32 protein-coding genes and 1 tRNA gene are annotated in these 26,718 nt (G+C 60.6%); 12 read left to right on the top strand and 21 right to left on the bottom strand.

Going from position 1 to position 26,718, the window contains the following annotated elements; all coding sequences use genetic code 11:
- Nucleotides 1–27: 27 nt before the first annotated feature.
- Nucleotides 28–1,350: a tRNA (N6-isopentenyl adenosine(37)-C2)-methylthiotransferase MiaB gene (gene miaB, locus ACXYMN_RS17120; RefSeq protein WP_459014939.1), complete on the bottom strand. Its 1,323-nt coding sequence runs from the start codon at nt 1,348–1,350 to the stop codon at nt 28–30.
- A gap of 108 nt (nt 1,351–1,458) precedes the next feature.
- On the opposite strand from miaB, the gene ACXYMN_RS17115 reads away from it, so the two are divergent.
- A complete protein-coding gene (locus ACXYMN_RS17115) occupies nt 1,459–2,328 on the top strand; it encodes a hypothetical protein (RefSeq protein WP_459014937.1) in 870 nt (289 codons plus the stop codon).
- Nucleotides 2,329–2,385: 57 nt separating this feature from the next.
- On the opposite strand, the gene ACXYMN_RS17110 is transcribed toward ACXYMN_RS17115, so the two are convergent.
- From ACXYMN_RS17110 to fabA, 6 genes are all read right to left on the bottom strand, one after another.
- On the bottom strand, nt 2,386–3,060 hold the full coding sequence (locus ACXYMN_RS17110) for an FAD-binding oxidoreductase (protein WP_459014936.1): 675 nt from the start codon (nt 3,058–3,060) through the stop codon (nt 2,386–2,388).
- Between the two features lie 59 nt (nt 3,061–3,119).
- Nucleotides 3,120–3,515 carry a thermonuclease family protein gene (locus ACXYMN_RS17105; protein ID WP_459014934.1) on the bottom strand — a complete coding sequence of 132 codons (396 nt, stop codon included), beginning with the start codon at nt 3,513–3,515 and terminating at the stop codon, nt 3,120–3,122.
- A 299-nt stretch (nt 3,516–3,814) separates the two neighbouring features.
- Entirely contained in the window at nt 3,815–4,606 is a 792-nt protein-coding gene (locus tag ACXYMN_RS17100; protein WP_459014932.1) for an enoyl-ACP reductase FabI, read from the bottom strand.
- A gap of 33 nt (nt 4,607–4,639) precedes the next feature.
- Nucleotides 4,640–5,869 (bottom strand): beta-ketoacyl-ACP synthase I, encoded by a 1,230-nt coding sequence (gene fabB, locus ACXYMN_RS17095; protein WP_459014930.1) that lies wholly within the window; start codon nt 5,867–5,869, stop codon nt 4,640–4,642.
- Nucleotides 5,870–5,979: 110 nt separating this feature from the next.
- Nucleotides 5,980–6,462 (bottom strand): GNAT family N-acetyltransferase, encoded by a 483-nt coding sequence (locus tag ACXYMN_RS17090; protein ID WP_459014928.1) that lies wholly within the window; start codon nt 6,460–6,462, stop codon nt 5,980–5,982.
- A 29-nt stretch (nt 6,463–6,491) separates the two neighbouring features.
- Nucleotides 6,492–7,001: a bifunctional 3-hydroxydecanoyl-ACP dehydratase/trans-2-decenoyl-ACP isomerase gene (fabA, locus tag ACXYMN_RS17085; protein ID WP_459014926.1), complete on the bottom strand. Its 510-nt coding sequence runs from the start codon at nt 6,999–7,001 to the stop codon at nt 6,492–6,494.
- 179 nt (nt 7,002–7,180) lie between these two features.
- On the opposite strand from fabA, the gene irrA reads away from it, so the two are divergent.
- The 8 genes from irrA to ACXYMN_RS17045 all read left to right on the top strand — a co-directional run bounded on the left by irrA (nt 7,181) and on the right by ACXYMN_RS17045 (nt 14,127).
- Complete coding sequence (gene irrA / locus ACXYMN_RS17080) at nt 7,181–7,603, top strand: iron response transcriptional regulator IrrA (RefSeq protein ID WP_459014924.1); 423 nt, start codon at nt 7,181–7,183, stop codon at nt 7,601–7,603.
- A gap of 302 nt (nt 7,604–7,905) precedes the next feature.
- The gene (gene phnD, locus ACXYMN_RS17075) at nt 7,906–8,880 is read left to right on the top strand and encodes a phosphate/phosphite/phosphonate ABC transporter substrate-binding protein (protein ID WP_459014923.1); all 975 of its coding nucleotides are present in this window, start codon (nt 7,906–7,908) and stop codon (nt 8,878–8,880) included.
- 87 nt (nt 8,881–8,967) lie between these two features.
- Complete coding sequence (gene phnC, locus ACXYMN_RS17070) at nt 8,968–9,765, top strand: phosphonate ABC transporter ATP-binding protein (RefSeq protein WP_459014921.1); 798 nt, start codon at nt 8,968–8,970, stop codon at nt 9,763–9,765.
- Entirely contained in the window at nt 9,765–10,583 is an 819-nt protein-coding gene (gene phnE, locus ACXYMN_RS17065; protein WP_459014919.1) for a phosphonate ABC transporter, permease protein PhnE, read from the top strand. Before phnC ends, phnE (ACXYMN_RS17065) begins: the two co-directional genes overlap by 1 nt.
- Entirely contained in the window at nt 10,583–11,398 is an 816-nt protein-coding gene (gene phnE, locus ACXYMN_RS17060) for a phosphonate ABC transporter, permease protein PhnE (protein WP_459014918.1), read from the top strand. Before phnE (ACXYMN_RS17065) ends, phnE (ACXYMN_RS17060) begins: the two co-directional genes overlap by 1 nt.
- Nucleotides 11,399–11,400: 2 nt before the next feature.
- On the top strand, nt 11,401–12,288 hold the full coding sequence (locus tag ACXYMN_RS17055) for an HAD-IIA family hydrolase (RefSeq protein WP_459014916.1): 888 nt from the start codon (nt 11,401–11,403) through the stop codon (nt 12,286–12,288).
- Between the two features lie 204 nt (nt 12,289–12,492).
- On the top strand, nt 12,493–13,683 hold the full coding sequence (locus ACXYMN_RS17050) for a tyrosine-type recombinase/integrase (RefSeq protein WP_459014914.1): 1,191 nt from the start codon (nt 12,493–12,495) through the stop codon (nt 13,681–13,683).
- Between the two features lie 57 nt (nt 13,684–13,740).
- Nucleotides 13,741–14,127 carry a hypothetical protein gene (locus tag ACXYMN_RS17045; RefSeq protein ID WP_459014912.1) on the top strand — a complete coding sequence of 129 codons (387 nt, stop codon included), beginning with the start codon at nt 13,741–13,743 and terminating at the stop codon, nt 14,125–14,127.
- Between the two features lie 460 nt (nt 14,128–14,587).
- Here the strand turns inward: ACXYMN_RS17045 and ACXYMN_RS17040 are convergent, their stop codons facing one another.
- Nucleotides 14,588–15,238 (bottom strand): hypothetical protein, encoded by a 651-nt coding sequence (locus ACXYMN_RS17040; RefSeq protein ID WP_459014911.1) that lies wholly within the window; start codon nt 15,236–15,238, stop codon nt 14,588–14,590.
- 1,143 nt (nt 15,239–16,381) lie between these two features.
- Here ACXYMN_RS17040 and ACXYMN_RS17035 point away from each other — a divergent pair.
- Complete coding sequence (locus tag ACXYMN_RS17035; RefSeq protein ID WP_459014909.1) at nt 16,382–16,960, top strand: recombinase family protein; 579 nt, start codon at nt 16,382–16,384, stop codon at nt 16,958–16,960.
- A gap of 117 nt (nt 16,961–17,077) precedes the next feature.
- Here the strand turns inward: ACXYMN_RS17035 and ACXYMN_RS17030 are convergent, their stop codons facing one another.
- The 8 genes from ACXYMN_RS17030 to ACXYMN_RS16995 all read right to left on the bottom strand — a co-directional run bounded on the left by ACXYMN_RS17030 (nt 17,078) and on the right by ACXYMN_RS16995 (nt 20,799).
- Entirely contained in the window at nt 17,078–17,863 is a 786-nt protein-coding gene (locus tag ACXYMN_RS17030) for a VRR-NUC domain-containing protein (RefSeq protein WP_459014907.1), read from the bottom strand.
- Between the two features lie 134 nt (nt 17,864–17,997).
- Complete coding sequence (locus ACXYMN_RS17025; protein ID WP_459014905.1) at nt 17,998–18,243, bottom strand: hypothetical protein; 246 nt, start codon at nt 18,241–18,243, stop codon at nt 17,998–18,000.
- A 92-nt stretch (nt 18,244–18,335) separates the two neighbouring features.
- Nucleotides 18,336–18,791 carry a YbjQ family protein gene (locus ACXYMN_RS17020; protein ID WP_459014903.1) on the bottom strand — a complete coding sequence of 152 codons (456 nt, stop codon included), beginning with the start codon at nt 18,789–18,791 and terminating at the stop codon, nt 18,336–18,338.
- An 81-nt stretch (nt 18,792–18,872) separates the two neighbouring features.
- On the bottom strand, nt 18,873–19,241 hold the full coding sequence (locus ACXYMN_RS17015) for a hypothetical protein (protein ID WP_459014901.1): 369 nt from the start codon (nt 19,239–19,241) through the stop codon (nt 18,873–18,875).
- The gene (locus tag ACXYMN_RS17010) at nt 19,219–19,458 is read right to left on the bottom strand and encodes a hypothetical protein (RefSeq protein WP_459014899.1); all 240 of its coding nucleotides are present in this window, start codon (nt 19,456–19,458) and stop codon (nt 19,219–19,221) included. The genes ACXYMN_RS17015 and ACXYMN_RS17010 overlap by 23 nt, the downstream gene beginning before the upstream one ends.
- A 153-nt stretch (nt 19,459–19,611) precedes the next feature.
- Nucleotides 19,612–19,697: transfer RNA gene (locus ACXYMN_RS17005), tRNA-Leu, on the bottom strand.
- A gap of 42 nt (nt 19,698–19,739) precedes the next feature.
- Nucleotides 19,740–20,291 carry a tetratricopeptide repeat protein gene (locus tag ACXYMN_RS17000; protein WP_459014897.1) on the bottom strand — a complete coding sequence of 184 codons (552 nt, stop codon included), beginning with the start codon at nt 20,289–20,291 and terminating at the stop codon, nt 19,740–19,742.
- Nucleotides 20,292–20,322: 31 nt separating this feature from the next.
- Nucleotides 20,323–20,799, bottom strand: a complete 477-nt coding sequence (locus ACXYMN_RS16995; RefSeq protein WP_459014896.1) for an Lrp/AsnC family transcriptional regulator — start codon at nt 20,797–20,799, stop codon at nt 20,323–20,325.
- A gap of 242 nt (nt 20,800–21,041) precedes the next feature.
- Between ACXYMN_RS16995 and ACXYMN_RS16990 the strand changes: the two genes are divergently transcribed.
- Complete coding sequence (locus tag ACXYMN_RS16990; RefSeq protein ID WP_459014894.1) at nt 21,042–21,788, top strand: rhomboid family intramembrane serine protease; 747 nt, start codon at nt 21,042–21,044, stop codon at nt 21,786–21,788.
- Between the two features lie 51 nt (nt 21,789–21,839).
- Here the strand turns inward: ACXYMN_RS16990 and ACXYMN_RS16985 are convergent, their stop codons facing one another.
- The 5 genes from ACXYMN_RS16985 to thyX all read right to left on the bottom strand — a co-directional run bounded on the left by ACXYMN_RS16985 (nt 21,840) and on the right by thyX (nt 25,508).
- The gene (locus ACXYMN_RS16985; RefSeq protein WP_459014893.1) at nt 21,840–22,631 is read right to left on the bottom strand and encodes an inositol monophosphatase family protein; all 792 of its coding nucleotides are present in this window, start codon (nt 22,629–22,631) and stop codon (nt 21,840–21,842) included.
- Between the two features lie 72 nt (nt 22,632–22,703).
- Entirely contained in the window at nt 22,704–23,051 is a 348-nt protein-coding gene (locus tag ACXYMN_RS16980) for a hypothetical protein (RefSeq protein WP_459014891.1), read from the bottom strand.
- Between the two features lie 184 nt (nt 23,052–23,235).
- A complete protein-coding gene (locus ACXYMN_RS16975) occupies nt 23,236–23,838 on the bottom strand; it encodes an outer membrane protein (protein ID WP_459014889.1) in 603 nt (200 codons plus the stop codon).
- Nucleotides 23,839–24,056: 218 nt separating this feature from the next.
- Nucleotides 24,057–24,449 carry a DUF2177 family protein gene (locus tag ACXYMN_RS16970; RefSeq protein ID WP_459014888.1) on the bottom strand — a complete coding sequence of 131 codons (393 nt, stop codon included), beginning with the start codon at nt 24,447–24,449 and terminating at the stop codon, nt 24,057–24,059.
- 153 nt (nt 24,450–24,602) lie between these two features.
- The gene (gene thyX / locus ACXYMN_RS16965) at nt 24,603–25,508 is read right to left on the bottom strand and encodes an FAD-dependent thymidylate synthase (RefSeq protein ID WP_459014886.1); all 906 of its coding nucleotides are present in this window, start codon (nt 25,506–25,508) and stop codon (nt 24,603–24,605) included.
- Between the two features lie 200 nt (nt 25,509–25,708).
- Here thyX and ACXYMN_RS16960 point away from each other — a divergent pair, with 200 nt between their 5' ends.
- Nucleotides 25,709–26,707: a thymidylate synthase gene (locus ACXYMN_RS16960; protein WP_459014884.1), complete on the top strand. Its 999-nt coding sequence runs from the start codon at nt 25,709–25,711 to the stop codon at nt 26,705–26,707.
- Nucleotides 26,708–26,718: the final 11 nt, after the last annotated feature.

The following is a 26,718-nucleotide window of genomic DNA, read 5'->3' as shown; positions in this document are numbered from 1 at the left end:
ACTGTCAAAACGTGCAGTGGAACCGCGCTACAGTAGCGTCCCCGACAGCGAGTTCGGCCCACTTTCGGTGATCCGGACACGGCGCAGATCGCCCGGGGCGACGGTGTCGGTCGCCACATGCACCGCGTGCAGATACTCGGACTTGCCGCCCATCTGCCCCGGCATGCGCCCGGTCTTCTCGAACAGCACCGAAACATCGCGGCCCACCATCGCGTCCTGCAGCGCGCGCTGCTGGCGCGTCAACAGCGCCTGAAGCCGCTGAAGGCGGTCGTTCTTTTCGTCTTCGGGCACCTGCGGGCGTTCCGCCGCCGGGGTCCCCGGTCGGGTCGAATACTTGAACGAGAAGGCCGAGCCGTAGCCGACCGCCGCGACCAGATCGAGCGTGGCCTGGAAATCGGCCTCGGTCTCTTCGGGAAAGCCGACGATGAAGTCGCCCGACAGGTGCAGGTCGGGCCGCGCCGCGCGCAGCCGCTCGATCAGCGCCAGGTAGGCCTCGGCGGTGTGCTGGCGGTTCATCCGCTTGAGAATCCTGTCGGATCCCGACTGCACCGGCAGATGCAGATACGGCATCAGCTTGTCGCAATCGCCATGCGCCGCGATCAGATCCTCGCCCATGTCGTTCGGGTGCGAGGTGGTGAAGCGGATCCGCGCCAGCCCGTCGATCGTGGCCAGTTCGCGGATCAATTGCGCAAGGCTGCGGTCTGTTCCGTCGGGCCCGGCACCGTGATAGGCATTCACGTTTTGGCCCAGAAGCGTGATCTCGCGCACACCCCGCGCCACCAGATCGCGCGCCTCGGTCAGGATGCGGTCGACCGGGCGCGACACTTCGGCACCGCGCGTATAGGGCACCACGCAGAAGGCGCAGAACTTGTCGCAACCTTCCTGCACGGTCAGAAACGCCGACGGCGCGCGCCGCGCCCTGGGCCGGGCGGCCAGATGCTCGAACTTGTCCTCGTCGGGGAAATCGGTGTCGAGCGCGCGCCCCCCGCCCCCCGTCCGCGCCAGAAGGTCGGGCAGCCGGTGATAGCTTTGCGGACCGACCACCAGATCGACAAGCGGCTGGCGACGCACGATTTCCGCGCCCTCGGCCTGCGCCACGCACCCGGCCACCCCGATCTTGAGGTCCGGATTGGCAAGCTTCAGCGGCTTGTAGCGTCCAAGCTCGGAATAAACCTTCTCGGCGGCCTTTTCGCGGATATGACAGGTGTTGAGCAGGATCATGTCCGCATCGTCCGGCGTGTCCGTGGCCACATAGCCCTCGCCCGCCAGCGCCTCTGACATGCGCTCGCTGTCATAGACGTTCATCTGACAGCCATAGGTCTTGATGAAAAGCTTCTTGGGCGCGGACATGGGGGCAACACTCCGGTCTCGGGATAAGCCGCGCACTTAACGCAGAAGCGGGGCCTCTTGCAATGCACACGAAATTTCAGGACTCTGGTGGCAAACCCCGGAGTGATCATGCAGTACAGCTCTCTCGATGCCTTCCTCGCCGATCCCGGCCCGACCCTTGCGAAAGGGCCGGTGGCGATGATCTTTGCCGAGGACATGGCCGAGCTGGATACCACGATCCGGCATCACCAGAATCTCGGGTTCCGGGCGGTTCTGGTCTTCATGTCGAAAATCTTCGCGCTGGCCCCCGATCTTGACGGGCAGGTCGTGCGGATCGACTACGACCTGACCCGCGAGGGTGCGGCGCAGGACGCGGTCAACAGGATCATCGCGGCCGGGCCCAAGCTCTGGATGTATTACTGCTACAACGCGGAATACCTGTTCTATCCGTTCTGCGAGACGCGCAACGTCTCCGAAATGCTGTCGTTCCACGCCGAGGAACGGCGCGATGCGATGCTGACCTATGTGGTCGATCTTTATACCGCGGACCTTGACGGGGCACCGGACGCGGTATCGCTCGACGATGCCTGCCTTGATCGGTCGGGGTATTACGCGCTGGCGCGCACCGATCCCGACAACCACGATTACCCGAAAGAGCGGCAGCTCGATTTCTACGGCGGGTTGCGCTGGCGCTACGAGGAACACGTCCCCCAGTCCCGCCGCAAGATCGACCGCATCGCGTTGTTCCGCGCCAAGCCGGGGCTGACCCTGCGCGACGATCACACTTTTTCGGACGAGGAATACAACACCTATGCCTGTCCGTGGCACAACAACCTGACCGCCGCGATCGTATCGTTCCGCACCGCCAAGGCGTTGAAAAAGAACCCCGGATCGACCTTCGACATCCACGGCTTCACCTGGCACAACTCGACCCCGTTCGAGTGGCATTCACGCCAGCTGCTGGACCTCGGCCTGATGGAGCCGGGCCAGTGGTTCTAGACCGGTGGTTCCAGGCCGGTGGCTCCGGCACCCCGCGCGCGGGCAGCCCGACCCGCGTCAGTCGAAGTCTTCGGTGACGATGTCGGCATCCTGCACGCCGATGTCCTTCAGCGCCGCAGAGATATCGTCCAGCATCGCGTCGGGGCCGCAGACATAGCAGACCCCTTCCCCCGGGGTGACATGCTGCGCCAGCATTTCGCGACCGATCTTGCCCATGCAGAGCGGGCTGTCGCTTTGCTCGGTGACGGTGAAGACGCAGGTCAGCCCGGTCATCTGCTCGAACGTGTCGCGCAGGATGATGTCGCGTTCGGCCTTGTTGGAAAAGATCAGCGTCGATCCCTCCAGCGTGCCATTGTCGCGCAGGCGCTGCTTCAGAATGGCGATGAAGGGCGTGACCCCTGCCCCGCCGGCGATGAACCAGCCCGCCCCCTGGTCCGAGATCGCGCCCCAGGGATCGTCGATGATCACCCTGTCGCCCGCCTGCATCCGACCGATCTGTTCGGTCACGCCGTCATGGTCCGGATAGGACTTGATGACGAACTCCAGGGTGTCGTCGTCGGGCAGGCTGGTGAAGGTGAAGGGGCGCTGCTTGTCGCGCCAGCCATCGCGGTCCAGGGCCAGGTCCACCGCCTGCCCCGGTTCGAAGTCAAATCCCTCGGGCCGGTCGAAGACAAGATGGTGGGTGTCGTGGGTGACGGGGTCAATCGATTTCAACGTGAGCGTATGGGACATGGGTCGCGCGCCTCCTCTGGGGTCAGGGGAACAACGACGCCAGCGCCCCGAGGTTCCGCTCAGTCGCGACAGACACCCCGTGCGCGCATCGCATCGCGCAACCGCGTGCCATCGTCCAGACGGCAGATCCCGATGACCCGGTCATAGGATGTCTCGCCGTTGAGCGTGCAGGACATCTCGCGCCCGCGCACCACGTCGCGCAAGGCGCGCTTGGCCGCCGCGCCCCGTTCGGTGCCGAGTTCGGCACAGTCGAAGTCGGAAAACCGCACCGCGACGCCGCCGATCTCGAAGGTGTCGCCATCGCGCACATGACTGACCGGACCGACCAGCGCGCCCCGGCCCCTTGCGCCAAAGCTACCCCGGTTGATCTTGACCGACGCGGACCTGGCCGATGCCCAATCACCGCCATTCGGGAAATCTTCCCACAGCGCCACCCCGGCAAGGATCGCCGCCATCGCAAATAGGGGCGTCAGGCTTCGCCAGATCCTGCCGGAAAGCCAGCGCCGCTTTCTCTGATAAATCCGGAAATGACGGCGACGACGCGCCTGCCTGAAATCGTATAGTCTGGCCATTCCCGATGTCTGGCAAACCATATGGGCAGAAAAATGTCCCCGGGCTTCATCTTTCCGAAAAACCGCCGGGGAGTCTGCCGCCCCGCGGCAGACGGGGCAGCGCCCCAACGCCCGATGATCCAACGGATCAGCGGGCCAGACATGCGCGGGCGGCTTGCCGCCCGCTCAATCGGGTCAGGCACTCACAGGTTGTCGTATTGCGGCATGCCCAGAACGTGGAATCCGCCGTCGATATGCACGATCTCGCCGGTGGTGCACGCCCCGCCATCCGAGGCCAGCCAGACCGCCGTGCCGCCCACCGCCTCGAGCGTGGCGTTGGCCCCCAGCGGCGCGTTCTGGTCGGTATGCTTGAAGGTGCGGCGCGCGCCGCCGATGGCCGCCCCGGCCAGCGTCTTCATCGGTCCCGGCGACAGCGCGTTCACCCGGATGCCGTCACGGCCCAGATCGTTGGCCAGATACCGCACCGAGGATTCCAGCGCCGCCTTGGCCACGCCCATCACGTTGTAATTCGGCACGACCCGGTTCGATCCCTGGTAAGTCAGGGTCAGCAGCGTGCCGCCATTCTCGACCATCATCGGATGCGCCCGGCGCGCCACCTCGATGAAGGAATAGCACGAGATATCGAGCGAGTTCTTGAAGTTGGCGCGGCTGGTGTTCATGAACCGGCCCTGCAATTCGGACTTGTCCGAAAAGGCGATGGCATGGACCAGGAAGTCGAGGCTGTCCCAGCGCGCGGCCAGCTCCACAAAGGCGCGATCGAGCGAGGCATCGTCGGTCACGTCCACATCGACCATGACATCCGACCCGACGCTTTCGGCCAGCGGCTTCAGCCGTGACCCGAAGGCCTCGCCCTGGTAGGTGAAGGCCAGGTCCGCCCCGGCCCCCGCCATGGCGCGGGCGATGCCCCACGCGATGGAGCGTTCGTTGGCAACGCCCATGATCAGGCCGCGCTTGCCGTCCAGAAGTCCGCTCATGTCATCGCCCCCGTCGCTCTGCAAGAAACACCGTCAATCCAGATACCTGGACAGCAGCATAGACCCGTTGGTGCCGCCAAAGCCAAAGGAATTGGTCATCACCGTATCGAGCCCCGCGTTCTCGACCAGTGTCGTCGCGATCTCCGCGGGCTTGAGCGCCGGGTCGAGAGTTTCGACATTGATCGAGGGCGTGATGAAGTCGTGTTGCAGCATCAGCAGGCAATAGACCGCCTCCTGCGCGCCGGTGGCCCCCTGGCTGTGCCCGGTCATCGACTTGGTGGACGACACCGGCGGCGTCTGGCCGTCGCCGAAGACGCGGCGCACCGCCTCGATCTCGCCGACATCGCCGACGGGAGTCGAGGTGCCATGCGCGTTGATATAGCCGACGCGGCGGCCCTCGGGCAGCGATTGCAGCGCCAGTCGCATCGCGCGTTCGCCGCCCTCGCCCGAGGGGGCGACCATGTCGTGCCCGTCGGACGTCGCGGCATAGCCGGTCACTTCCGCGTAGATCTTCGCGCCGCGGGCTTTCGCATGGGACAGTTCTTCCAGCACCAGGATGCCGCCGCCGCCGCCGATGACAAAACCGTCGCGGTCCGCGTCGAAGGCGCGCGACGCCTTTTCCGGTGTGTCGTTGTACTTCGACGACATCGCGCCCATCGCGTCGAAGAGGCACGACAGCGTCCAGTCAAGCTCTTCGCCGCCGCCGGCGAACATCACGTCCTGCTTGCCCATCATGATCTGCTCGGCGGCGTTGCCGATGCAATGCAGCGAGGTCGAGCAGGCCGAGGTGATCGAATAGTTGATGCCCTTGATCTTGAACGCCGTCGACAGGTTCGCCGAGATCGTCGACGACATGCATTTGGGCACCGCGAAGGGACCGATGCGCTTCGGGCTGCCCTTTTCGAGAACCGTCTGGTGCGCGGCGAACATCGACGAGGTCGATGGCCCGCCCGACCCTGCCACAAGCCCGGTGCGCGGGTTCGAGATGTCGCTCTCTGAAAGCCCGGCATCGGCGATGGCCTGCTGCATGGCGATATGGGCATAGGCGGCACCCGGCCCCATGAAGCGCAGCGTCCGCTTGTCCACATGCTCGGTCACGTCGATCTTGACGTTGCCCGCAATCTGCGACCGGAAGCCGTGTTCCTTCATGTCCGCGTTGGCGGTGATGCCCGAGCGGCCCGCCTTCAGCGCGGACAGGACCTCTTGGGCGTTGTTTCCGATGGATGAGACGATGCCCAGTCCCGTGACGACGACGCGGCGCATGGCGCTCTCCCCTTTTGCATTGCCGTCTGTGTAAGACGGCCAGGGCGCGCGGCGCAACCCGTTACCGCCCCGGGCCTTTCCGCGATTGTCCGCGCGTGCGGGCGTGTTTTTCAGGTGCCGGTGCGCAGGACGAGTTCGATCTCGCCATCGATGCGCCGTCCGGTGGGCGCAAAGCCTAGCCGCTCGTAGAAGGCCAGCGCATTGCCCGCCGCGGACTCCATGGTGGTCAGCGATACCCCGTCGAGCCCGATGGTCCGCGCGTACTGCGTGGCCAGCGCAACCGCCCCGCGACCAAAGGACTTGCCGCGCTGTGTGCGGTCGATCATCAGCCGCCAGACATAAAGACACCCCGGCTGGAAATCTTCGCGATGGTCCTCGGGGATCAGGCGCGGGTCGATCACCGAAACAAGGCCGACCGCGATGCCGCCGTGGTACAATCCGAAGCTGACGGCATAGTCCTTGTGCGCGGCTTGGGCCAGCCAATCCGCGACGGGCGCGATCAGCGTCTCTTCGCCATCGCGCACCCGAAGGTCCAGAAGCGGACCCAGCGTGCCTTCGGTCACCAAAAGCGCATCGAGCCTGGGGGCTTCCATCCCGGATTGTCCGGATACGGCCAAGTGCCTCAGCTTTCCGAGAGCGCGACCTTCATGTCCTTGACCAGATAGATCGTCTCTCCATCGGCCTCGACGCGGCCGTCGGCGACACCCATGGTCAGGCGGCGGGTCTGCATGGCCTTGGTGAAATCGACGTGGTAGGTCAACAGCTTGCGGTCGGGGCGCACCATGCCGGTCAGCTTGACCTCACCGACGCCCAGCGCATAGCCCCGCCCTTTCCAGCCGCGCCAGCCGAGGTTGAAGCCGGTCAGCTGCCACAGCCCGTCAAGCCCAAGGCAGCCCGGCATGATCGGGTTGCCGGGGAAATGGCACGCGAAGAACCACAGATCCGGGGTGATATCGAACTCGGCGCGCACATGGCCTTTGCCGTTCGGCCCGCCATCGCCCGAGATATCGGTGATCCGATCCATCATCAGCATCGGCGGTTCGGGCAGTTGCGCATTGCCTTCGCCGAACAATTCGCCGCGGGCGCATTTCAGCAGGTCGTCCTTGTCGAAACTGGTCGGATAGTCGGCCATTCGCGGGCCACCCCTCGTGTTTTTGCGTCGCTTTTGCCCGGTCTAGCACCCGGGCCTCGCGGGGTGCAAGCCTGCCGCAGAAGGCCCGGGGGCGGCGTGACATGGCGATTCCGTTTGAAATTCGGGGGGGCGCGCACCTATATTATGGGCACAGGGATGAGCAAGGACACGGATCTTCGATGGGTTCCACGGCAATCGATCGCGGCACGAACTGGCTGAGCAAGGCGGGCCTGCGCCCGACCCGGCAGCGCGTGGCGCTGGCCGCGCTTTTGATCGGCGACGGACATCATCGCCATGTCACCGCCGAGAGCCTGTTTGCCGATGTTGAAAGCCAGGGTCAGAAGGTGTCGCTTGCGACCGTCTACAACACCTTGCGCGCGTTTTGCGATGCGGGGCTGGTGCAGGAAGTGATGGTCGACGGGTCGAAAAGCTATTTCGACACCAACGTGCATGATCATCCGCATTTCTTCTGGGAAGATGAAGGTCGCCTGACCGACGCCCCCGCCGAAGAGCTTGAGATCGCGCGCCTGCCCAACGCCCCCGACGGGGCCGAGATCGCGTCGGTCGACGTGATCATCCGCCTGCGCCGCCGCACGGGCTGACGCACGACACCGACCCGGGAGGGCCCCGCCGAACGGGCAAGAGCCTGCCGGTCGTGTGCCCTGCGCCCGGCACCTCGCTGCCACCCTGGCCCGCATTCCGGCACGGCCCCGACGCTTGCCCCCTGCGCCGTGCGCGGGCCGCCGCGTACTTGCGCTCCGGCGCGATCGACCGTGTGGGGCGCGGCGCGCACCCATACCGGATCAGGCATCGACGGTCCCGTCGGGCGGCGATCCCGCCGGGTGCCCCGGACTTGTTTTATCCGGACATGCGGCCTAGCGTCTTGCGCAGGGAGGATACCATAATGAAACTGTTGACGACTCTTCTATCCGGTGCCGCGCTGACGGTGACCATGACAATCGCGGGCGCCGCGTCCGCGCAGGATTGCCCGCGTGGCGATCTGGATGAACGCTTCTGCGATGCCGATGGCGACCTGATCGCCGACATCCCCAGCGACCCGGCACAACACATCGACCCCGATACGCTGATCTTTGCCTTCACCCCGGTCGAGGATCCGGCGGTCTACAAGACCGCTTGGACGGATTTCCTCGACTACCTCGGCGAAACAACCGGCAAGGAGATCCAGTTCTTCCCTGTGCAGAACAACGCCGCCCAGATCGAGGCGATGCGTTCGGGCCGCCTGCACATCGCGGGCTTCAACACCGGGTCGAACCCGCTGGCGGTGAACTGTGCGGGCTTCCGCCCCTTCACCATCATGGCGGGAGAGGACGGAACTTTCGGCTATGAGATGGAGATCATCACCTATCCCGGTTCGGGCATCGAGAAGGTCGAGGACATCAAGGGCAAGCAACTGGCCTTTACCTCGCCCACGTCAAACTCCGGCTACAAGGCCCCCTCGGCGATCCTGAAGGCCGATTACGACATGCTGCCGGAGCGGGATTTCGAGCCGGCGTTCTCGGGCAAGCACGACAACTCGATCCTCGGCGTCGCGAACAAGGATTACCCGGCGGCCTCGATCGCCAACTCCGTCATGCAGCGGATGATAGAGCGGGACGTGGTCAGCGAGGACCAGATCGTCAGCCTCTACAAGTCGCAGACCTTTCCGACCACCGGTTACGGCGTCGTCTACAACCTCAAGCCAGAATTGCAGCAGGCCATTCAGGACGCGTTCATGAGCTTCGAATGGGAAGGCACCAGCCTCGAGGAAGAGTTTTCGAAGAACGGAGAAGCGCAGTTCATTCCGATCACCTACAAGGAATTCTGGGACGTGATCCGCAAGATCGACACCGCGAACGGTGTCAGCTACGCCTGCGAATAATCCCGGACGACACTTCGGGCGGGTGGGGCCGATGCGCCCTGCCCGCGCCGACAAGAATACGAAAAGAACGACGACAGGGGGGACGGCATGCTCAGGCTTGAGAAACTGGTGAAGACCTACAAGACCGGCGATCAGGCGCTCAAGGCGGTCAGTCTCGAGATTCCCGAGGGGCAGGTCGTGGCGCTGATCGGCCCGTCCGGGGCAGGCAAGTCGACCCTGATCCGCTGCATCAACCGGCTGGTCGAGCCGACATCGGGCAAGGTCTATCTGGACGGCACCGAACTGACCGGCCTTTCGTCCGGGGCGTTGCGCCGCGAACGCCGCCGCATGGGCATGATCTTTCAGGAATACGCGCTGGTCGAGCGTCTGACCGTGATGGAGAACGTCCTGTCTGGGCGGCTGGGCTATGTCGGCTTCTGGCGCTCGTTCCTGCGCCGCTTTCCGCAATCCGATATCGACGAGGCGTTCCGCCTGCTTGACCGGGTGGGCCTTCTGCACATGGCCGACAAGCGCGCCGACGAATTGTCGGGCGGACAGCGCCAGCGTGTCGGCATTTGCCGCGCGCTGATCCAGGACCCCGCGCTGTTGCTGGTGGACGAGCCGACCGCGTCGCTCGATCCGAAAACCTCGCGGCAGATCATGCGGCTGATCTGCGAGTTGTGCCTCGAACGCGGTCTGGCCGCGATCATCAACATTCACGACGTGGCGCTGGCGCAGATGTTCGTGCAACGCGTCATCGGTCTGCGCGTCGGCGCGATCGAGTTCGACGGTCCGCCCGATGCCCTGACCCCGGACGTGCTGACCACGATCTACGGCGAGGAAGACTGGGAAGCGACCATCAAGCCGGTCGAGGACGACGACGACGACGAAATCGAGGCCGCCTGATGAGCACCCATCGCGAACTGGACGACATGCTCGGCACCGGCTGGCGCAAACCGCCCTTCGTCAAGCGCCCCGGGTTGCGCTGGGCGCTCGTGGCGGGATTTGTCGCCTACCTGATCGCCGCCTTCCTGACCATCGAGATCAACTGGAGTCGGGTCTATGAGGGGCTCGAACGCGGCAAGCAGTTCGTCCTTGCCTTCACCAGCCCGGACTTCACGTCGCGGTCGGGAGACATCTGGGAAGGCATGATCGAAAGCATCATCATGACCGTCGCCGCCTCGGTCGTGGGCATCGCCATCTCGATCCCCATCGCGCTGGGCGCGGCACGCAACGTGGCCCCTCTGCCGGTCTACCTGATCTGCCGGTCGATCATCGCCGTCAGCCGCGCGCTGCAGGAAATCATCGTCGCGATCCTGCTGGTGGCGATCTTCGGCTTCGGCCCGCTGGCGGGCTTTCTGACACTCAGCTTCGCGACCATCGGCTTTCTGTCGAAACTTCTGGCCGAGGACATCGAAAGCATGGACCGCGTGCAGGCCGAGGCGATCCGGGCGTCGGGCGCACGCTGGACGCAATGGATCAACTACGGCGTGCAGCCACAGGTCATGCCCCGGCTGATCGGCCTGTCGATGTACCGCATCGACATCAACTTCCGCGAAAGCGCCATTCTGGGGCTGGTTGGCGCGGGCGGCATCGGGGCGACGCTCAACACCTCGTTCGACCGCTACGAATACGACACCGCGGCGGCGATCCTGCTGCTGATCATCGGCATCGTGATGGCGCTTGAATACCTGTCGGGCATCATTCGCGCGCGGGTGCAATAATGCCGGTCCGGGACGCAAGCGGCACCAGGCTTTGGCAGCGCCGCACCGGGCGCGAAAGCCTGGCGCACTGGATCATGTGGCTGATCGGGGTGGCGGTCTTTGCCTATTGCTGGCAGCAGATATCAGAGGCGACGACATGGTTCTTCGTCTGGGACGCACCGCGCATCGCAGGTGACATCTGGACCCGCGCCACGCCACCGAAATGGGACTACATCACCCAGCTGGGCAAGCCGATCTGGGACACGCTGAACATCGCCACGCTGGGCACCATCATCGCGCTGATCTTCGCCGTGCCGGTGGCGTTTCTGGCAGCGCGCAATACCACGCCGTCGCGCTTCATCGTCCGCCCCATCGCCCTCTTGATCATCGTGTCGACCCGGTCGATCAATTCGCTGATCTGGGCCCTGCTGCTGATCGCGATCATCGGCCCCGGCGTTTTTGCCGGTGTTGTCGCCATCGCGATCCGGTCGATCGGGTTCTGCGCCAAGCTGCTTTACGAGGCGATCGAGGAGATCGACGAAAGCCAGGTCGAGGCGATCTCGGCCACCGGGGCGTCGCGCTGGCAGGTGATGGTCTACGGGATCGTGCCGCAGATCATGCCGGCCTTTGCCGGTGTCGCGGTGTTCCGCTGGGACATCAACATCCGCGAATCGACGGTGCTGGGGCTTGTCGGCGCTGGCGGCATCGGGCTGCAACTGTCCTCGTCGCTGAACGTGCTGGCCTGGCCGCAGGTGGCGCTGATCCTGCTGGTGATCCTGGCGGCCGTGGTGATCTCGGAATGGGTGTCGGCCAAGGTGCGCGGAGCCATCATTTGACCATGGACGAAGCGTTCGCCGCCTATGAGGCGGTGCGGCACCGGCTGCCGGTGCCCACCCGCGATGCCGGTTGTGCGCGGCTGCCCGATCTCGATGCGCTGGCGGATGATTTCGACGTCTTCCTGCTCGATGCGTTCGGGGTGCTGAACATCGGCGAGACCGCCATCGACGGCGTGCCCGAACGTGTCGCGGGGCTTCAGGCGCGGGGCAAGCGGGTTCTGGTGGTGTCGAACGCGGCAGGTTTTCCCCATGCCAGGCTGATGGAGAAATACACCCGGCTCGGCTATGATTTTGCCCCCGACGACGTGATCACCAGTCGCAAGACGCTGCTGCACGCGGTGCGCGGGGAGGCGGCGCGACACTGGGGTCTTATGGCGACCGAAACCCTGGGCCGCGCCGATCTCGAGGGGCTGAACATCACCTACCTGGCCGAGGATCCCGCCGCCTATGACGCCGCAGAGGCGTTTCTGCTGCTCGGCAGCGCGGTCTGGACCGAGACGCGGCAGGCGCTGCTCGAGGCTGCCATCACCGCCAATCCCCGGCCCGTCTACGTGGGCAACCCAGATATCGTTGCGCCGCGCGAAACCGGGTTCTCCGTCGAGCCGGGCAGCTTCGCGCATCGACTGGCCGACGCCACGGGGACCGCGCCCAGGTTTTTCGGCAAGCCGTTCCAGAACATCTACGATCTGGCGCAGGGTCAGCTCGGCGCCCCCGCGCCCGACCGCGTCCTGATGGTGGGCGACAGCCTGCACACCGACATTCTGGGGGGGCAGGCCGCCGGGTTCCGGACCGCGCTGATCGCCGAATACGGCTTTTTCGGCGGACAGGATGTGGACGGCCCCATCGCCCGGTCGGGCATCGTGCCGGATTTCATCCTCGACCGACCCTGAGCCGCCCTTTCGGTGGTACCCGCGGCCGGATTCGAACCGGCACGGCTTTTACGCCTAGGGATTTTAAGTCCCCTGTTCCACCCCAAAAGCATGCGCAAAGGCAAAGCAAATATGAAATAAATATTGCCCGAAGACTCCAGATGACTCAATAAGCGTCTACCAAACGCCTACCAAAGCTAAACGGGGGATTCAGGCTTGCCGACCGTGGACAAGATAACGCAACGCACCATCGCCAGCCTGACATCAACGGGAACACGCACTTTCGTGAGGGATGGCAGCCTCACCGGGTTTGGCATCGAAGTGACCGCGAAGGGCAAAGCCACCTACATTGTCGAAACCCGAGTGAAGGGACTGAACAAGACAGTCCGAAAACACCTTGGTCCAGTAGACCTCCAGCCACTAGCAGAGGCACAGCAAGAGGCCCGCGCCCTGCTGCTTGAAGCCAAACGGGGAGTGGATATTCGCTTCTTAGATGATGACGACGACGATGTGGTGCCCGACACCCTCGGAGAGGCCTTAGAGGAGCACCTGAAGCGCAAGAGCAATAGCTTGGCGGCGTCTACCGTCTCAGACTACCGGAAGACGTTCAAGAACGCGCTGGGCGACTGGAAAGACCTCCCGACAAAGCAGCTTACCCGTGGCATGGTTCTCAGGCGTTATACAGAGCTTTTGGGCCAACACTCCGGAGCCTACGTCGATAAGACATTCAGGAATCTCTCGGCCACCCTCTCCTTCCACGGTGTGCACCCAAACCCCTGCAAGGTCATAGCTGAAAAAGGGCTGAAGCCTGCCGCCGTTGCCCGTGAACGCGCCCTCACCCCTAGGGAGATACACATCGTCTGGCAGGAATATACGACATTCAAGAAGCGCGTGGCGCGTGTGCTTCTGTTCTTCATGCTTACAGGCCTAAGGCGAAACGAAGTGCTGAGCCTTACTTGGGCAGATATACACAGTGGGCACGCCCACATCAGGCAGACCAAAAACAAGAAGCCACACATTATCCCATTGCACGGCAAACTTGAGGAACTGGCTGGAAAGTGTAAGCAGCCACACGAGAGGGTGTTCGGTTATACTGACAATCAGCTGCGAACAGCCTTTAACAAGTTCAAAGCTGAGGTGAATTTCCACGAGGATTGGACCATCCACGACCTGCGCAGGACATTCGCTGCCGACCTACAGCTTTTAGGCTACACTGTAGGCGAGATAGGAATAGCGACGAACCACAGCCCTGCGGGTGTTACGGCGAAGCACTACCTTGGAGGTTCTCGCAACAAGACTGCAATCCTAAATCGGATGTACAAAGACCTACAGGAACAGCACATGTTCTACCTGTATAACGATGGTGACTTTGTGGTACGCCAAATGCCTGAGAACTGGGAGCCTATACCATTGTGATTTGGTAAATCATGTGGTGCGCTCCATGCTAGCTTAACGAAATATGGAAATTCTAAGATGGTTAGATTTTTCGCCTATGTTGCACTTTTAGGTGCTGTTGCCGCCGGTCTGACTGCGGTTGCCCTAGAGGACTTCAGCCTACTTTATGTAGCAATCGCCAACTTGCTCAGCTTCGCCCTTCTCAATGGGTTTGCGGAACTTATAGATAATTCTAATGATATGCAGAGCTCACTAGACAAGCTAGTAAGGCTCCAAGAGGAGTCTCAGAAGAGGCCAACAAACTCCACACCCCCCGCTTCACCGTCGCAAAATTCAGAAGACGCATTAGTTATAGCTGAGCGAAATGGTATAAAGCTGCTCAAGAAGAACGGCAAGCTCACAGCAAAAGGCTTGGCATTCAAGGACGCTGCAGAGTTCGAAAGCTGGGCGAAAGAACAAGCCTGAGCCGACACGCTTAGCGTACAGCGGGCCATGCTATCTGAGAGCCTCAATAAGTGGCCCTTTCTCTTTAAGCGGAGCACCCCCTGGCGGGATACCTCAGGGCCACTCAGTAGACCGCTGTGAGTTTCTATGGGGGCAATTTTCAATGGAAGCCTATACACGAACGCAAGACAACACTATGAACCTACAATTTACAGGCTTACTCTCTATAACTGAACAATGTATAGAGGAGCTTCTTTAGCAGATAACTCTAGTGTGGAGAGCTAGAATAGAAATGTGACCATTCAAACAACTACAGAATTCACTATAACCACTTATTCTTAACCTATAAATTATATATTGCACTAGCAAATCCTACTCAGGATATTACTATAGTATATAGAATATGTACTATTGCAAACTCCGTAATTATTTTTCAGCTATCAGATATAATAATATTCTTCAGCTGTAACCTTGAGGTCCTTTATAGTGGGGGAGACGGTTTTTCTGGCCAGTCGTCTACTGAGCCATCTTCCATTACCTCACCAGTTGGTGGCGTAGCTACTTTGTTATGAACCACCTCCCAAACATTAGCCCGCCAAAACCTTTTACAATAAGCCTGCGCTGCGCCCGCTATTGTGCTGTACTGCGGATTACCAAAAGGATAGCGTTCCGGCTCTCGGTAAGGGTCCGGCCTGCGCATATGAGGCTTGCTCAGTATATCACGAATTTGCGCGTCGCCTGCTCTCGCCTGCTGAATAAGCTGTTCCATAAATTCTAAACGCTCCAATGGTGGCCTTCCGTCCAAGCTATCTTGCCTAGGGTCTTGCAGCTTCCCAAACTTATAGAAATGAAGTCCTGTCTTATGGCGATAAAGCAGCTCTCCAAGCAATAAGGCCCGATCAAACAACTCAAGCTGCTCACGAGCCTTACTCCTACTTTCATGACTATTTCTACGAGGTCGATTATCAGCTTTGCGACACCTATCTGAGCAATATTTCTTGTTACTACGGTATCGAAATTTTTGATCACAGCTTTTGCGGAGGCAGGCTGCAAGGCCCACCTCCTTCTGCCCAACACTAGTATTCCTCGATGCCTCGACTGTATCTAACAAATCTTGGATACGCTTTACCATCACTTCTCACCCCGCTTCAGCATTAATGCTTGAGCGACCTGAGACGCACTGTCAGCGCACTTGTTAGGCCAATCCGGAATATCCTCTATGGAGGGCTTAAATGGCCCTAACTGAAGCTTCTGAAGATGACTGTGACATAGACTGAAGTAGGTACTGCCATCCCAATAAACTGAGGCCTTGCAGTCTTTCTGGAGACATTTGCGGTTATATGGCTTGGACCAAGGATGAAGGCTAAACCTAGGCGCATTTCGGGTGCCCCCCCGAAGCCCCCTCACGGCTCGTGACGTCATAATATTCTCGCTTGCTTAAAAAAAGAAAAGCCGCCAGCCCCGTAGCTGACGTAAAAACAGCCCTAAGCGCGGGAATGATCCACCCACTCAAGGCTGAGGCTTAGGTTTTGTGTTGATCGTTCTCGTGGATCAGTCCGCGAAAGTAACGCTACAGATGCTAGCTTGCGCTACTGGCGAGACGCTTTGGGTCAATGCATTAAGGACCAGACGTAATTGCACAACCTGCAAAGACACCCGTAACTACATGTAATTCGAAAGACTTTTTCAGCTCCACCTCTCCTCTCAAGGTTACGATTTTAATATGCCCTCATTCATAACCACGTCTTTTTTCGTACTCCATCATGGCGACTTACCGAATTTTCTTGTAAGTCGCTGATAATATTATATTATTTTTGTGAGGCTGTGTTTTTCACTCGCTCGGCCTTAATTTCCACTTGGGGAGGCCTGCAGACGTCAATGAAAGCTGGCTTTGAAAGCTCTTGGAGCTCTATGCAATCAGCCTTCCAAAAGGCTATTTCTCGCTTCAAATGATCCAATGAGCAGCGGATGCTCGGGCTTCACACATTCTGGCTACTACTGGCCTCAAGTCTTCCGTGGCAACGGCCCGATGGATGCTAGCTCACGGCTTAAGTAGGAGGCTGCGCTTCGGGCGGCTTGCTGAGCGCCTGTTCCCCAAGCAGACTGAAGCGGCCTCCTACATCCAGCTCACATATCAAGTTTCTAACCATCAAGCGTCTCAATAGACCTTGCCCTACGGGAATGTGAGAAAACTGTCTCAAAACTATTGAGTTCCGGCCCTATTGGTGCAATTATCAAAATATACTAAGACCCATATGAGAAAACAGGTGCTGAAATGCTGGTAGGCTACTCAAGAACATCGACACTCGAACAAGGTGCTGGCCTTGATGCTCAGGTGAGAGACTTGAAGGCATACTCCTGTGAGGAACTGTATCAGGAACAGGTTTCCTCTGTTGGTGAACGTGAGCAGCTAGAGGCAGCTATCAAGTCCCTCCGCAAAGGCGACAAGCTGGTGGTCACTAAGTTAGACCGCCTAGCCCGGTCAGTGCGTCACCTAGGCGAACTACTTGAACGTCTTGAGGATAAGGGCTGTGGCTTGGTTATCCTTTCTATGGGCGGTCAGCAGGTGGATACCACTACTGCCACAGGCAAGATGATGCTGAATGTCATGGCCTCTGTAGCTCAGTTCGAGCGCGAGATGATGCTGGAGCGCCAGAAAGAGGGCATTGCCAAGGCTAAGGCCGAAGGGAAGTACACGGGCAGAAAGCCTACCGCTATGGCTAAGGCAGACAGTGTGAAGGCCCTCCTGGCATCCGGCATGAGCAAGACCAAAGTTTGCGAGCAGGTGGGTATTTCTCGGGCTAGCCTCTACCGTATCCTTGAGCGCCATAGCCCATCTAAATCGGCCACCTGAACACGATGGGACCCTCTGGATTCTCACCAGAGGGAAACCCTGCCCAGCGCAACCGCTTCGAAATCCATAAAAAGAAAAATTTCTTAGATTAATGACGGGATAACAGCCACGCCTTCTTCAATTCTCATCTATAGTTAAGACTCTAGTGGACCATCCTTTCGCCTTTGCCAAAGGTAGCCATTTCTTCTGATTACCTGTCAGGCGGTCGCCGGGGGCTTTAACTTCTACCATCTCACGCCTTCCGTCCTGCCCAAACAAATGCAGATCGATCCATCCATGTGCGTCACTATTGACAAAATGCATTGGATCAAGCCACCAATCGGCATCAGTGTGCTCTATGGACCTTTTGATCGAAAGTTGTTCGTCAGGCGGTAGGCGCTCAGCATTGCGCCAGCAAGCGGACCGTGTAGCAATTCGTGTTGGCTCAAGTGTGTAGTCCGCCATATCGCCTAGTCGATCTCTGAAGTGCAGCCATGTTGCCCGAAGTTCGAACACAAACTTTTCTGGTGGCGCCTCCATTGTTCGATGCTCAGGGAACCGAAGGCTAAAAGGAAAACGAGACTTTGCAATCTTTGAGGCTCCGTATACCGCTGACAGAACTCTTTCTACATGCTCCCAGTCCTGTGCTCTGTTGCGGATCAGGCCGCTAACCGAGGACGCCCATTCTTGTGACGCAAACTGCACGTATCTGAACTTGTTAGTTGTGTCATACAGCATTGAACGCGGACAAATGCCACCCTTCCGCTTCAGATCGATATCAGCGTCAAGGATCGTCGCCAGGATGGACCTGCGATCCAGAATAAGTTGTTCTTCGCATTCAAGATATCGCAGTGCTGCAGTTTCCACGTCCGACCATGGATCATTTCCTGAATGACGCCATTGCCTTGCAGATTTTTTGGTCAAATTTATAGTCTGTATTGGAATGTCATGCTCTGAGAGCAGCGACCTGTCCGAAGAAGGCAAGGATGCCATCAATGCTCCAGTATATCTTGTCATCTTAGCTATAGAATATAGTATGTTGTTAGAGAACCAAGCGCCTAAAAATAACCGTTCAAGACTGCAACTACTGCAAGACCAACAACAAATACAACTATGTAAACTCCTGTCAGTAGTCCGTGATATTCCTTTGGTGCGAGATCATCCCAAATACTACTCTCTCGCCTTCGAACCTGGCGGCGCTTACGAGACTGAGCCTTCTGCATTTGCTCCTTGCCACCAAAGCCTTGGTATTCTGATATTTCCCAATCTTCTACTTTACGGGGACGTTTTCGATTATTTGCCATCTTTAATTTCTCTGACTATTCAATACAGCACTACTGACTGCGACCTCGTTCAGTTACTCACGTTGGTTTTTACTGTACTAAAACCCTCTTCATTATTCAATCCGCACAGCTGTACCACTAGCCACCAGCAACACCATATTCCCTGCTCCACTAAGCTCCACATAATCCAAGTCGATGCCCACCACAGCGTTAGCACCGACTGCATGAGCCTCCTTCTTGAGTTCGTAGAGGGCAGTCCGCCTAGAGTCCCTTAGCGTCTTCTGGACAGCTTCTGAACGCCCTCCGAACACATCTCTGACCCCCGCAAACAGGTCTTTGAATATGTTCATGCCGAAGGCGCATTCGGCGGTGATTACCTCAATACGTTCCTCTATGCTTAGCCCTTCAGGGTAGGCTTCGGTTGTCAGCAGCACTTGAGAGATTTCCTCGTACAGGATGTTTGCTTCTTCTATGTCCACCTGCCACTTAACGGCATCGTTGTCCGGGACAGCATTTGTATATGAACAAACAGAGCAGTAACCACCTGAGCCTGCTTCCAACAAACCCATCTTTTTACCGCAGCCTTTACATACAGCCAATTTATTCCCCCACCTAAATTGATATTTCACTTTATCGCGCGGGCTAGATATTCACAAAACATGTGAGAGCAAACCAACGGCACCAATCAATAAGATCAGGATAAAAATTCCATAAACCCACAGATTATCATCAGCATTGGGCGCATCTTGATCATTGTTATTTTCAGCTACCGCCACCCTTTTCTCGTGTGAAGAAAGGCTTTCATCTCTTGAGGCTCGGCCCGGAGGCTTTTCCCAAGCGGAAGGAGAGGCGGCAACAGCTGCAAGAGCGAAAAAGCCGAAAAAGATGCCGCTCAAAAACCAACTAATTCCGTCTCGACCTTTCTCATTTGCTACAAAAGCGGTTGTGCCTGCGCATCCAACCCAAAACGCAGCGAAGATAATCAAAGGTACGATCTCAATCTCCTTGCTTTGCCCCAAGCAGCGCCTCACCTGAGCCACCCACATAGGTGATAACAAACGTAGCCTGCCCTTTGACGTGGCACTTGCTGCACCTGAGCTTCGGAACAACCTCCTGCACGTCAGTCTCTCGGCCAACCGTATCAATCAGATACTTCACTGCAACCATTGAGGTGTGCCCGCACAGGCTGCAAGTGAGCGCGAGGTGGTTTTTGGTGATGCTGTCGAGGCGGGTCATCAGGCTGCACATACCTCGCAGGCGAATCTAAAGTGTCAGCGCGCCCGGTTGGTGGAATGATAGATGAACTAAAGCGCCTACCAAACGTCTACCAATGCTTAGATGAGAGCTCACCAGTCCCAGAAAATTTTCACGCAACTATCTGATTTTTCGTGGTACCCGCGGCCGGACTCGAACCGGCACGGCTTTTACGCCTAGGGATTTTAAGTCCCCTGTGTCTACCATTCCACCACGCGGGCCCTGGCCTTGTCTAACGGGGCCTTGGCGCGAGGAAAAGCCGGTCAGATGTCTTTGCCGCGCAGTTCTTTCAGAAGATGCCGTTCGGACAGCCACGGGTTCAGCGCCAGCGCCGCACGCAGCACGGTCTGGGCCTCGGCATCGCGCCCCAGCCCCATCAGCGTCAGCGCCTTGCCGGCCAGCGCCGCTACATGGTCGGGGTTGATGCCGATGGCGGTATCGAGGTCGGGCAAGGCCGCCGCGAAATCCTGCCGCAGGAAGGCCACGAAGGCGCGCTGGTTGTAGCCCTCGGCGTAGTCCGGGCAATAGGCGACCAGCCGGTCGAAGGCGTCTTTCGCGCGCAGGTAGTCATAGCTTTCGCGCGCCCGCATCCCGGTATCGAGCAGTTCCTGCGCCACCTCGTCCGGGGCGTCCGACCAGTATTCCCAAAGCTCGTTGGCCAGCGGCCGGGCATCCATTTCCCGTTCGGCGGACTGGATCCGCGACAGGGTCCGGTCGATGGCGTCGGAATGGTCCGGGGCGGCGGGACAGGCGGCCAGGGCGGCACCGGGCGCGATGGCAAGGGCAATGAGGGCGGCGAAGGCGCATGTTTTCATGGCGCAAAGGGTCGCAGGAACGCCGCGCCGGTCAAGTCACATCGGCGAGACCGCCTTCCTTGACCGCCTCCATCGCCACATAGGTCGAGGTCGAGGCGATGTGCGGCAGTTTCGAGATCTGATCCGCCAGCACCCGCCGATAGGCCCCCAGATCGGTGGTCCGCACTTTCAGAAGATAGTCGTAATGGCCCGCGATCAGATGCGCCTGTTCGATCTCGGGGATGCGCGCGACCTTTTCGTTGAACAACGCCAGCGCCTCTTCGCCGGTGTCGCGCAGCCGCACCTCGACGAAGGCCACATGATTGAGCCCCAGCCGGATCGGGTTCAGGATGGCGCGATATCCGGTGATCGCGCCGGTCGACTCGAGCCGTTTCAGGCGGGCTTGCGTCGGCGATTTCGACAGGCCGATCCGGCGCGACAGTTCGGTCACCGACAGGCGGCCTTCCGACGCCAGCACCGCCAGTATCGCCTGATCGAACCCATCCAGTTCGAGAATATCGCCTTGCATCGGGATCTTGCCTTTCTGAAGTCGATCGGACCGCACCTGCGACCAAGATCGGGCCACCTTCCTGACAAACCGCGGCTATCGTAGCGCAATTCCCGCAGGATGACACGGCAAGATCGGGGCGTCGCGCATGCATCGCCCGACCGGCGGTCACGGCGGCCCGCGCGGATTGCGGGACGATTATATTTGAGACTGTTCGGCGCGGGGTTCTTGACCTTCGCGTCCGGCGGGCCAAGCTTGGCTGCATGTTCCCGATCCGCGATCATAACCCGTCTGGCAGCACGCCCTTCATCACCTATGGGCTGATCACGGCCAATTGCCTGATATTCATAAGCTATTACGGGCTGTTCTCGGATCCGCAATCGCTGAACGCTCTGTTCTGGGACTGGGCGCTGATCCCGGCGCGGGTGACGCAGGGCCATGCGTTCAGCGGTTTTGTCAGTTCGATCTTCCTGCATGGCGGGATCTTGCACCTCGCGGGAAACATGCTGTTCCTGTTCATCTTCGGCGACAATGTCGAGGACGAGATGGGGCATGTGGGGTTCCTGGGCTTCTACCTCGCGTCGGGCGTCGCGGCGGGACTGGCGCAATACGTCGCCGCGCCGTTCAGCCCGGTGCCCATGGTCGGTGCCTCAGGGGCCATCGCCGGGGTGATGGGGGCCTACCTGCTGCTCTTTCCCAAGGCCAAGGTCGATATCCTTGTCATCCTGATCATCATCTTCCGCATCATCACGATACCCGCGTGGATCATGCTGGTGCTGTGGCTTGGAATGCAGGTGATGGGCGGCTACGGCACCGCTGCGGATGGCGGCGGCGTGGCCTATTGGGCGCATGCGGGGGGCTTTGTGATCGGGGCGCTGCTGGCGCTGCCGCTCTGGCTGAAACGCGGCGGCCCGGCCTTCTGGCGGCGCACCCACGGCCACCCGCCGCACGCGCATGCGCAGTACAGGCTGCAGCAGACGAACGTTCCCCGGGTCCGCAGACGACGGTAATGGGCCGCGCCGCTTCGGGCGGCCGGGGTCGGTCAGCTTTCGGACGGGTGATCAGACCTCGCGGATGATCCGTGCGAACTGGTCGTAGACATTGCCGTTGCCGCAGAGGATCGAGCCTGAGCTGAGCGGATCCTGCTCTTCGCGGATCCCGCCGACCAGCGCGCCGCCTTCCAGCGCGATGAGCGAGCCGGCCGCGATGCTCCAGATCTGCAACTCGCGTTCCCAGTAGCCATCGATGCGCCCCGCGGCCACATAGGCCAGATCGAGCGACGGACAGCCCCAGTGCCGCATGCCCGCGGTGGCAGGCATCAACCGGGCGAGGTCTTTCAGTGTTGCGGGCAGCGTGTGTTTCGCCCCAGAGGGCACGCCGGTGGCAAAGATCGCCTCGTGCAGGCGACTGCGGCCAGAGACGCGCATCCGCTTGTTGTCATTGAGCCAGGCGCCCGCGCCTTTTTCGGAATAGAACAATTCGTCCTTGGCCGGATCGAAGACCACGGCCGCGACGATCTTGCCCTTGTGCTCGAGCGCGATGGAGATGGCGAAATGCGGCAGGCCATGCTGGAAGTTGGTCTCTCCTTCCAGCGGATCGACGATCCAGCGGCGGGTCGGATCTTCGCCAGCGACCTCATCGGCGCCTTTCGTGAGGTACCCGTAGGTGGTGCGCGCCGTGGTCAGTTCCTCGCGCAGGATCTTGCCCGAGGCAAGTACGGCCCGGGCGACGAAATCCGCCGCGCCCTTCATCGACACCTGAAGGTTCTCGACCTCGCGGAAGTCCTTCACGAGAGAGCGGCCCGCCTTGCGCGCCGCCTTGATCATGATGTTGATATTCGCGCTGCCCTGCATGGAACACCCGGCCTTCCGTCGTGGATCAGGCCGGGGCTATACGCGGGCATGCGCGGGATGTGAAGAGGCGCTTTACTGTCGGACCACGCCCTTCACGCCCTCGGGTGTGAAATAGGTCCCCTTGATGCCCGCATGGGTCACCGGGCGCGGTGCCCGCTTGTAGACCGTCTTGGCCTTGCGATGCCCGCCGGCGCGGTCGATATAGGGCCCGGCATTGGGCACGCCGCAGCAGATCTCGCCGCCGATCTGAACCGGCTGCAGGCCTGCAGGGCAATAGTTCGCGACGCCCGGAACGGTGTTGTAGCGGAAATTCGAGTTCGGATCGTTGTAGGTGCCCTTGTAGGCATCGTCCCAGGCCAAGGCGGCCCCGCTCGACATGATTAGCGCGGCAAAGCTCAGCGCGGCGGTTGTCTTGAACATGATCTCCAGCCCCTTGGGTCAATACACAGGAAGTAATGTCGAAAATTCTGACCTGTGACGGGCGCTTAGTCAAATTCAATCCGCCGAAAACCTGTGTTTCCGAATTGCGGACAATCCCGGGCGAGATCGGAAACGACAACGCCCGACCGCCGGGGCCGGGCGTTGAGGCGTATGCGAGATCGCCCTAGAAGCGGTAGTTCACCGACACGTTTGCGGTTGTTGCCCTGGCCTCGACGCTGGCGTCGAAGTCGTCAAATTCGTGGTACAGCACCTCGGTGCCCACGGTCAGGTTGTCCTGCACGAAGACCTCGTAGCCGACACCTGCGAAATAGCCGTCCGAGCCGCCCGGATCGATGGCGTCCGCTTCGGTGGTGGCATGGGCGTAACCGCCTGTTCCGTAGAAGAAGTTCCGCCCTGAATCGAGGCCGAGACGGCCCCCGACGCGCAGGATGTTGTCAAGCTCGGCGGCGCCGTCGAGATCGATGTTCGCCTCGTCGTATTGCAGGCCGACGCCGCCGATCAGGTTGCCGCCCAGGCGGGCGTCATAGTTGGCCCGGACACCCAGGCTGCCGCCGTCGGTCTCGATACCGCCGTCGTTCACGTCAAGGCCGGTATAGCCAAGCTGTACGCCGACGGAGGGACCGGCGAAGTCGTAGACCGGGGCGGCAGGTGCGGGCACGGCGGCCATGGGCGCGGGCGCGGCGGGCGGCGGCGTGGGTCCACCTGCGAGGCCTGCGGTGGCGGTTGCGGCGATCAGCGCCGCGGCGGTTGTCAGGGTCTTGGTCATCAGTTCTGCTCCGTTCTTTTGGTTCGGAATGTCTGCCGCCCGTGATGAGGCGACAGGGCAGAAATGGGGATGCGGGCGGGGTTGTTCCCGGATTTACCGGTCACGATAAAGTGCCGGTGCCGCATCGCAACACAGGCTGGAATATGCTGACTGGCCAATGGCTTGCGGCAGAATTTCGCGCACCCTGCCGTGGTGGCGGGAACCTGCGCGGGGGGCTCTCAGCCCTGCAGGCGCAGCATGACCGCGACCCCGGCCCAGGCGCAGAATCCGGTCAGGACCGCGCCCCAGACCGTGTCCGCCGCGACCATCTGCCAGGACCAGTCGCGCATGATCGACATCGAGGTGAACTCGTAAGTGCCATAGGCCATTGCGCCGATGATGGCGCCATGCAGCGCCGCGCGGCCCGGGTCCGCATCGCGCAGCGCAGGCATCGACACCAGAAAGACCAACCCCGCCACGTAAAGCAGGTAGAACCCCGCCGCCGCGCCCAGCATCGGGCTGTCGCGCATCAGATCGCCCAGATGCCGGGTAAAGAGCGGCTTCATGATGAAGGTCAGCATCAGGGCATCGATGACAAGGAAAAGGGCGGCGGTAATGAGGTAAAGGATCATGGGCGGGGCTCCGGCGCGGGCTTTGATGCCCGACAGATAGCCCAGGGCGGCGGCGAGGGAAGACCCCGCCGCACGATTGGTGTGCTGATCCCGTGGAACCCGCGGGGGCGATCGCCGAGGCCCCGGCGCGACGGCCGGGGCCGCGCCCCCTTGTCAGGAAATCACGCCCATGAATTCGCGCCATTCGCCCTTGGACATGCCGGAATTTTCCTGGCTGACCTCTTCGCCCTTGACCATCCGCCGCACGCAATCGAGCGCCGAGGCGGACAGGGTCGCGCCGCCCATGCGGTAATCCTCGAACGCCTTGTAGGCGAAGGGCACCCAGTCGCGGACCACGTCGCAGATCGCTTCGGCGTAAACCCTTATTTCATATTGCGCGTGCATATCTGCCCTCAGGCGCAGAAAATGCAGGAGGTTGTGCAAGTCCACCTTCCAGTACCACTGGGTATAGATGTTCGCGGGCAGGTTCATGCGGGCAAGTTCGCGTGCGAGGCCCTGTTGCCCCTCGTCCGAGATCATCTCGGCGTAGTGGTCGTAGGCGCGGGTCGAGTCGTCGCGCAGGTAGCGCAGGACGCGCTCTGCCTCTTCGCCGGTCAGTGCCGCGCCGCGACCCTGGTTGTTGACCTCGGATTGCGCCGCCAGCTGATCGGGTGCCGGGATATAGAATTCCCGGTCTAGGATCGAGTAGCGGGCGGAATATTCGTTCACGTTGGCGGTCCGGTGCCGGATCCATTGGCGCGCGACGAAGACCGGCAGTTTGACGTGCAGCTTGATCTCGCACATCTCGAAGGGGGTCGAGTGCCAGTGCCGCATGAGATAGCGGATCAGCCCTTCGTCGTTGGACACCGACTTGGTGCCCTTGCCGTAGGACACCCGCGCGGCCTGGGTGATGGCGCTGTCGTCGCCCATGTAGTCGATGACGCGGACAAAGCCGTGGTCGAGCACGGGAATGGCCTTGTAGAGATGCGCCTCCATCCCAGGGGCGGTCGCCCGAAGGGTGGGCACCGGTGTCTGGCGCAGCGCGTCGATCTCGGCCTGCTGGTCTGGGGTCAGGGTCATGGAATCGGGCCTCGCCGCTAGATGAATCGGGTATGACTATATGTTGCAGAAAGAAAGGACGAAAACCACCATATCCAGTCATGCAAATCCGCCTCAGTCTGTCAGACTTCTTCCGCACCCGGTCGCGCAAGTGTTGACTTGACGGCGTGCAGACGGAACCCTTTGCCTCAAAACAATAAACATAGTTCGAGGCAGGACACATGAACCGCATTCTGGCAATGCTCATCGCGCTCGCGATGCTTTCCGCCTGTGGCGAGGGCGGAAGTGGTGACAATCCGATCTCCCGTGGCGCGGAAGAAGAAGACGCCGATCCCGGCGGCGGCGGAGACACCGGCAACGAGGACACGGCGCGTATCCCGGTGGATATCGCCAAGAACCTGGCATCCGTCAGTTTCGACCAGGACACCGGCACGTTGCTGGTCGAGGGGATCTACCTCGACGACACGCCCTACGAGGCCGTCTATACCCGCGCGCCCGCGCTCGATCGCAACGGGTTCCAGGCCTATACCAAGCAGGACGATGCGCTGGACCGGCACGCAACGGCCTATACCGCGACCACCGCAACCGGTGCCCGCAGCACCGTCGCGGCGACAGGCGGCCCCTACAATGAGTACTTCACTGGTGTCTACTACGAGACATCCGGGACTTACAGTGCGCCAGAGGTTTCCGACACGACCGGGTTGGTGGCCTATGTCGGTCGCTATGTCGGCCTTCTGAACGGCAGCGGGTCGGGCGAGGATCTGATCCCCGTGGCCCCCGGCACCCCCAACGAAATCACGCCGAGCCAGTCCGCCGAGGTCACCGGCACGGTCTACATGAATGCGGATTTCGCCGACAACCGCGTCGAAGGCAGCATCTACGACCGCGAGATTGTCGATACCGGGCAAAGCCTGCCGTCGGTCGTGCTGGTCAACACCGAGATCACCGAGGCCGGTGCCTTTACCGGCAGCGTGGAATATTCGCTGCAGCAGACCGATCCGACCTGGCAGGGCATCAGCGACGATACCGTCGGGACATATGCCGGCGAGTTCGACGGCGAGGACGCCCAATCCATCGTGGGTGGCGTCCAGCTGAACCAGATCGACGGGCCATCGAACCAGCTGGGGTTCGAAAACGAGCTGGAATTCGGCGCCTTCACGCTTGAGCAATGCGGCACGGCGGGGGCGAACGACGCACTTTGCAATCAGGTCAACCCGTAGGCCGATGCGCC

The organism is Roseivivax sp. CAU 1753 (genome assembly GCF_054482575.1).
This window is presented reverse-complemented; position numbering and strand designations above follow the sequence as displayed.

Bases quoted from the DNA above. Each gene is read 5' to 3' on its own strand.
- miaB (WP_459014939.1), bottom strand. From the start codon at position 1,350: ATGTCCGCGCCCAAGAAGCTTTTCATCAAGACCTATGGCTGTCAGATG.
- ACXYMN_RS17115 (WP_459014937.1), top strand. From the start codon at position 1,459: ATGCAGTACAGCTCTCTCGATGCCTTCCTCGCCGATCCCGGCCCGACC.
- ACXYMN_RS17110 (WP_459014936.1), bottom strand. From the start codon at position 3,060: ATGTCCCATACGCTCACGTTGAAATCGATTGACCCCGTCACCCACGAC.
- ACXYMN_RS17105 (WP_459014934.1), bottom strand. From the start codon at position 3,515: ATGGCGGCGATCCTTGCCGGGGTGGCGCTGTGGGAAGATTTCCCGAAT.
- ACXYMN_RS17100 (WP_459014932.1), bottom strand. From the start codon at position 4,606: ATGAGCGGACTTCTGGACGGCAAGCGCGGCCTGATCATGGGCGTTGCC.
- fabB (WP_459014930.1), bottom strand. From the start codon at position 5,869: ATGCGCCGCGTCGTCGTCACGGGACTGGGCATCGTCTCATCCATCGGA.
- ACXYMN_RS17090 (WP_459014928.1), bottom strand. From the start codon at position 6,462: ATGGAAGCCCCCAGGCTCGATGCGCTTTTGGTGACCGAAGGCACGCTG.
- fabA (WP_459014926.1), bottom strand. From the start codon at position 7,001: ATGGCCGACTATCCGACCAGTTTCGACAAGGACGACCTGCTGAAATGC.
- irrA (WP_459014924.1), top strand. From the start codon at position 7,181: ATGGGTTCCACGGCAATCGATCGCGGCACGAACTGGCTGAGCAAGGCG.
- phnD (WP_459014923.1), top strand. From the start codon at position 7,906: ATGAAACTGTTGACGACTCTTCTATCCGGTGCCGCGCTGACGGTGACC.
- phnC (WP_459014921.1), top strand. From the start codon at position 8,968: ATGCTCAGGCTTGAGAAACTGGTGAAGACCTACAAGACCGGCGATCAG.
- phnE (WP_459014919.1), top strand. From the start codon at position 9,765: ATGAGCACCCATCGCGAACTGGACGACATGCTCGGCACCGGCTGGCGC.
- phnE (WP_459014918.1), top strand. From the start codon at position 10,583: ATGCCGGTCCGGGACGCAAGCGGCACCAGGCTTTGGCAGCGCCGCACC.
- ACXYMN_RS17055 (WP_459014916.1), top strand. From the start codon at position 11,401: ATGGACGAAGCGTTCGCCGCCTATGAGGCGGTGCGGCACCGGCTGCCG.
- ACXYMN_RS17045 (WP_459014912.1), top strand. From the start codon at position 13,741: ATGGTTAGATTTTTCGCCTATGTTGCACTTTTAGGTGCTGTTGCCGCC.
- ACXYMN_RS17040 (WP_459014911.1), bottom strand. From the start codon at position 15,238: ATGGTAAAGCGTATCCAAGATTTGTTAGATACAGTCGAGGCATCGAGG.
- ACXYMN_RS17035 (WP_459014909.1), top strand. From the start codon at position 16,382: ATGCTGGTAGGCTACTCAAGAACATCGACACTCGAACAAGGTGCTGGC.
- ACXYMN_RS17025 (WP_459014905.1), bottom strand. From the start codon at position 18,243: ATGGCAAATAATCGAAAACGTCCCCGTAAAGTAGAAGATTGGGAAATA.
- ACXYMN_RS17020 (WP_459014903.1), bottom strand. From the start codon at position 18,791: ATGGGTTTGTTGGAAGCAGGCTCAGGTGGTTACTGCTCTGTTTGTTCA.
- ACXYMN_RS17010 (WP_459014899.1), bottom strand. From the start codon at position 19,458: ATGACCCGCCTCGACAGCATCACCAAAAACCACCTCGCGCTCACTTGC.
- ACXYMN_RS17000 (WP_459014897.1), bottom strand. From the start codon at position 20,291: ATGAAAACATGCGCCTTCGCCGCCCTCATTGCCCTTGCCATCGCGCCC.
- ACXYMN_RS16995 (WP_459014896.1), bottom strand. From the start codon at position 20,799: ATGCAAGGCGATATTCTCGAACTGGATGGGTTCGATCAGGCGATACTG.
- ACXYMN_RS16990 (WP_459014894.1), top strand. From the start codon at position 21,042: ATGTTCCCGATCCGCGATCATAACCCGTCTGGCAGCACGCCCTTCATC.
- ACXYMN_RS16985 (WP_459014893.1), bottom strand. From the start codon at position 22,631: ATGCAGGGCAGCGCGAATATCAACATCATGATCAAGGCGGCGCGCAAG.
- ACXYMN_RS16980 (WP_459014891.1), bottom strand. From the start codon at position 23,051: ATGTTCAAGACAACCGCCGCGCTGAGCTTTGCCGCGCTAATCATGTCG.
- ACXYMN_RS16975 (WP_459014889.1), bottom strand. From the start codon at position 23,838: ATGACCAAGACCCTGACAACCGCCGCGGCGCTGATCGCCGCAACCGCC.
- ACXYMN_RS16970 (WP_459014888.1), bottom strand. From the start codon at position 24,449: ATGATCCTTTACCTCATTACCGCCGCCCTTTTCCTTGTCATCGATGCC.
- thyX (WP_459014886.1), bottom strand. From the start codon at position 25,508: ATGACCCTGACCCCAGACCAGCAGGCCGAGATCGACGCGCTGCGCCAG.
- ACXYMN_RS16960 (WP_459014884.1), top strand. From the start codon at position 25,709: ATGAACCGCATTCTGGCAATGCTCATCGCGCTCGCGATGCTTTCCGCC.